Source organism: Burkholderia sp. Tr-20390, from assembly GCF_017104595.1.
Taxonomy (GTDB): domain Bacteria; phylum Pseudomonadota; class Gammaproteobacteria; order Burkholderiales; family Burkholderiaceae; genus Burkholderia.
Genome location: NZ_JAAGPC010000346.1, coordinates 1 through 3821 on the forward strand (window position 1 = coordinate 1; position 3821 = coordinate 3821).

At 62.1% G+C, this 3821-nt stretch carries 6 protein-coding genes; 4 read left to right on the top strand and 2 right to left on the bottom strand.

Annotated elements, in window-relative coordinates:
- Positions 1-316: 316 nt before the first annotated feature.
- The 3 genes from cueR (at position 317) to G3N98_RS38635 (ending at position 1566) form a co-directional block, all read left to right on the top strand.
- Positions 317-721, top strand: coding sequence for a Cu(I)-responsive transcriptional regulator (cueR, locus tag G3N98_RS38625; RefSeq protein ID WP_041493104.1), 405 nt, complete (start codon positions 317-319; stop codon positions 719-721).
- Positions 722-936: 215 nt separating this feature from the next.
- A complete protein-coding gene (locus G3N98_RS38630) occupies positions 937-1083 on the top strand; it encodes a DUF3563 family protein (RefSeq protein ID WP_006478295.1) in 147 nt (48 codons plus the stop codon).
- A gap of 147 nt (positions 1084-1230) precedes the next feature.
- Positions 1231-1566, top strand: coding sequence for a hypothetical protein (locus tag G3N98_RS38635; protein WP_241026285.1), 336 nt, complete (start codon positions 1231-1233; stop codon positions 1564-1566).
- A 15-nt stretch (positions 1567-1581) separates the two neighbouring features.
- Here G3N98_RS38635 and rlmJ read toward each other — a convergent pair whose 3' ends face one another.
- The gene (gene rlmJ / locus G3N98_RS38640) at positions 1582-2427 is read right to left on the bottom strand and encodes a 23S rRNA (adenine(2030)-N(6))-methyltransferase RlmJ (RefSeq protein ID WP_069248449.1); all 846 of its coding nucleotides are present in this window, start codon (positions 2425-2427) and stop codon (positions 1582-1584) included.
- 112 nt (positions 2428-2539) lie between these two features.
- A complete protein-coding gene (locus tag G3N98_RS38645; RefSeq protein WP_206151062.1) occupies positions 2540-3511 on the bottom strand; it encodes an aldo/keto reductase in 972 nt (323 codons plus the stop codon).
- 165 nt (positions 3512-3676) lie between these two features.
- Between G3N98_RS38645 and G3N98_RS38650 the strand changes: the two genes are divergently transcribed.
- On the top strand, positions 3677-3821 hold a 145-nt coding region (locus G3N98_RS38650; protein WP_131932302.1), incomplete at its 3' end, for an SDR family NAD(P)-dependent oxidoreductase.

Here is a 3821-nt window from a genome sequence, read left to right on the forward strand (position 1 = left end):
CCGTGAAACGACTCTACGCCGATGATAGTGCGGATTCCCGTGTGAAAGTAGGTAATCGTCAGGCTCCCTAAGCCGAAAACCCCCGCCCGAAAGGCGGGGGTTTTTGCATTTCAGCGGCGGAAATGCAGGTGTGGTGCGAGAAGAGCGCTTCATTCATCACATCCCAACGGCACGCACGCGGATCAATCAGCCGCCATCCTGCAGTCGATCCTTACCGCGGAACGAAACCACGCGATTTGATACGATCGACGTGTCGTCGGCGATTGCACACGTCGACGTTCATGTTCGAAACCAGAGCTTGATGGAGAGGGCGGGAATGAATATCGGCGACGCGTCGCGCGAATCCGGAGTCAGCGCAAAGATGATCCGGTACTACGAACAGGTGGGCCTGCTTGCGCCAAGCAAGCGTACCGACGCCGGCTACCGGATCTACGGCGCAGACGAGATCCATATCCTGCGCTTCATCCGTCAGGCGCGCCGCCTTGGCTTTCTCGTCGAGGACATCCGCAAGCTGCTGATGCTCTGGCAAGACCGGTCCCGCGCGAGCGCCGAAGTGAAGTCGATCGCCCTCGAGCACGTGGCCGAACTCGACAAGCGCATCGCCGAGCTGAGCGACATGCGCGACACACTGGCCGATCTTGCTGCGCACTGTCATGGTGACGGGCGGCCCGAATGCCCGATTTTGGCGCGTCTGTCCGACCCTGTCGGTGAACCAAATTAGTGCGTTCGCTCGACGCCCCAATCAGGCATTGACTTGATTTTCATAAAAATCAATGGGTTATGACGGGGCGTCGGCCGGCCATTCCGATTTGGAATGGTTTCCATGCAAGTATTTCACTAGCATCTTGGTGCGGCATCGCTATAATTCGGGATAACCCTATACGGGAAATCCCTGAACACCGATTCACCAGGGGTCCCCCTTCCTTGGAGAATGTCATGATCGCCTACATCGTCGAAAAGCTGAGCAACTGGTTCGAATCCGCAGAACGTGAACGCCGTGAGGCCTACCTTGCCACGTCGTCGGACATCGTCCAGCTCGAGAGCCGCATCCGCTCGCTCGAAACCAACGGCTACTCGCTGTAATTGGAGTCACCGTCAGGTGCCACGTGGCACCGAACGATAAGCAAGCCCCGTATTTGACGGGGCTTTGTTTTTTGTGCGTCGGATCTGGCGCAATCGTCAGTGCAGCGCTATGGTATGCACCTGCTTTTCATCCTGAAGGACACGATCATGCGTTTGCGTCTCGATGTGCGTCGAAGTGCCCGCGCGCGTCTCGTTCTGGGCGCGGCGGTGCTGGTCCACGGACTCGCGGCTGTTGCTGCGACGTCGTCCAAGCCGCTGATTCTCGATACGCAACGCGGTATCCAGGACGGCAAGGGCGGGTTGGTGCTGCAGACGGCCCCGTTGTCTTCCGAGCCGATCGTCGAGCCGGCAGGGATGCGGGCTCCGGCCGGGCAGGCGCCGAACACGTCGGTTCCGCTGTTCGTCGCGCCGTATATCAATGTCCCCGCATGGGGTGGGCAGCCGGTCAACCAGCCGAGGCTCGCGCCGAGACCTCAGCCGTAACGGCCAGTCGCCCGATCAGTTTCCGCGGTGCTCGATCTGGCAGCGGGCGCCGCTATCCTGTCCGAGCATCTCGACCAGGTAGGGCAGTGCCTCGTTCATGCTCTGGGCGAGCGTATACGGCGGATTCAGAATGAACATCCCGCTGCCGTAGAGACCCAGCCCGTCAGTCGGCGGATTCGACACCGTCAGTGTCAGGTGCAGCCAGTTGTTCGGTTGCAGACGCTTCAACTGCTCGGGAAAACGCTGCGATTCCGTCCGGGTCACCTGCGGGTACCAGACTGCATAGCAGCCCGTCGCGAAACGCTTCAGACACTCCGTCACACAAGCCACCGTGCGCGCGTAATCCTTCTTGTCCTCGTAGGACGGGTCGATCAGCACGAGTGCGCGTCGCGGCGGCGGCGGCAGCAGCGCCTTGATGCCTTCGAAGCCGTCGCCGGCGAAGATCATCGCGCGTCGGCCTGCATCGCGGAAATTGTGCCGCAGCACGTCGATTTCCGTCGTGTGCATTTCGAACAGGCGCATGCGGTCCTGCTCGCGCATCGATCGCCATGCGATGTACGGGGAGCCCGGGTAGAAGCGCAGTTCACCGTCGTCGTTCAGCGCGCGTACTTCATCCACATAGTCGCCCAGCGCCTCCGGCAGGTTCTTCTCGTTCCACAGTCGGCCGATGCCGGTGTCGAATTCCGACGTCTTCGCCGCATAGCCGTCGCGCAGCGAATATACGCCGGCACCTGCATGCGTGTCGATGTACCAGTAAGACTTGTCCTTCTTGTTCAGGTAGCGCAGCAGCTGGACGACGACGGCGTGCTTGAGCACGTCCGCGTGGTTGCCTGCGTGAAAACCGTGACGATAACTGAGCATGGCGGGCTGCCTGAAACGAAAGGTGAATCGATGAAAGCGGTCGATCGTGCGCGGCCGTCAGGCCGGGCGCCGATGCGGGCCGCGTATTGTACGCGAGTGACCGCGCATCGCCTTACTCGTACGCATCGCCGACCACCTCCTCGATGCGTTGCTTCACATCCGGCGTCAGCTTCGCGGCAACGTCGAGCGCGCGCATGTTGTCACTGATCTGCTCGATCCGCGACGCGCCGGTGATGACTGAACTTACACGCGGATTTGCGAGTACCCACGCGATCGCGAGTTGGGCCGTGCTGCAGCCGAGCTCGGCTGCAATTGTGCCGAGCCGTTCGACGATGTCGTTGGCGGCCGGATTGGTCAGGCGGTCGCGCATCCAGTCGTAACCCTGTAACTGGGCGCGGCTGCCGGGCGGCACGCCGTTACGATACTTGCCGGTGAGCAGGCCCGATGCCAGCGGACTCCAGGTCGTGAGGCCGAGACCGTAGTCTTCGTAGAGCCGCGCATATTCCTGTTCGACCCGCGTGCGGTGGAACAGGTTGTACTGCGGCTGCTCGACGACCGGCTTGTGCAGGTGATGCCGCTCGGCGATCTCGCACGCAGCACGGATCTCGTCGGCACTCCATTCCGACGTGCCCCAGTACAGCGCCTTGCCGCGCACGATCATGTCGCTCATCGCCCAGACGGTTTCCTCGATCGGCGTGTTCGGGTCGGGACGATGGCAATAGACGAGGTCGACATAGTCGAGTTGCAGCCGGCGCAGCGAGCCGTCGATGGCGTTCAGCAGGTATTTCCGGTTCAGCGTGTGATACTGGTTCGGCGCTTCGGCGAGCCCCCAGAAGAACTTCGTGGACACGATGTAGCTGATGCGCGGCCAGTCGAGCGCCTTGAGCGCGTGGCCCATGATTTCCTCGGATTTGCCGCCGGCGTAGACCTCGGCATTGTCGAAGAAATTGACGCCAGCGTCGCGCGCCGCAGCCAGGCATTCGCGCGCGACCCGCTGGTCGACCTGGTTGCCGTACGTCACCCACGAACCGAGCGAAAGTGCGCTGATCTGCAGGCCGGAGCGGCCTAGCCGTCGATAGTGCATGCGAATCTCCTGCGTGATGGAACCGACCTTAAGCTTAGACGTTTTGCGCGCGGACGGCGGGGCCGATCGTGCACAATGACGGCTGGCCCGCCAGCACGATCGCGCGACGGTAGCGGATGCGGTGGGCGCTTGTTTTTATCGATCCGACAACGGGAGGAGACGGACATGGCAGCAGATCTGAGCGGCAAGACCGCAGTCGTCACGGGCGCCGCGAGCGGCATCGGCAAGGAAATCGCACTCGAGCTCGCGAAAGCGGGCGCGGCCGTCGCGATCGCCGACCTGAACCAGGACGGCGCGAACGCGGTCGCCG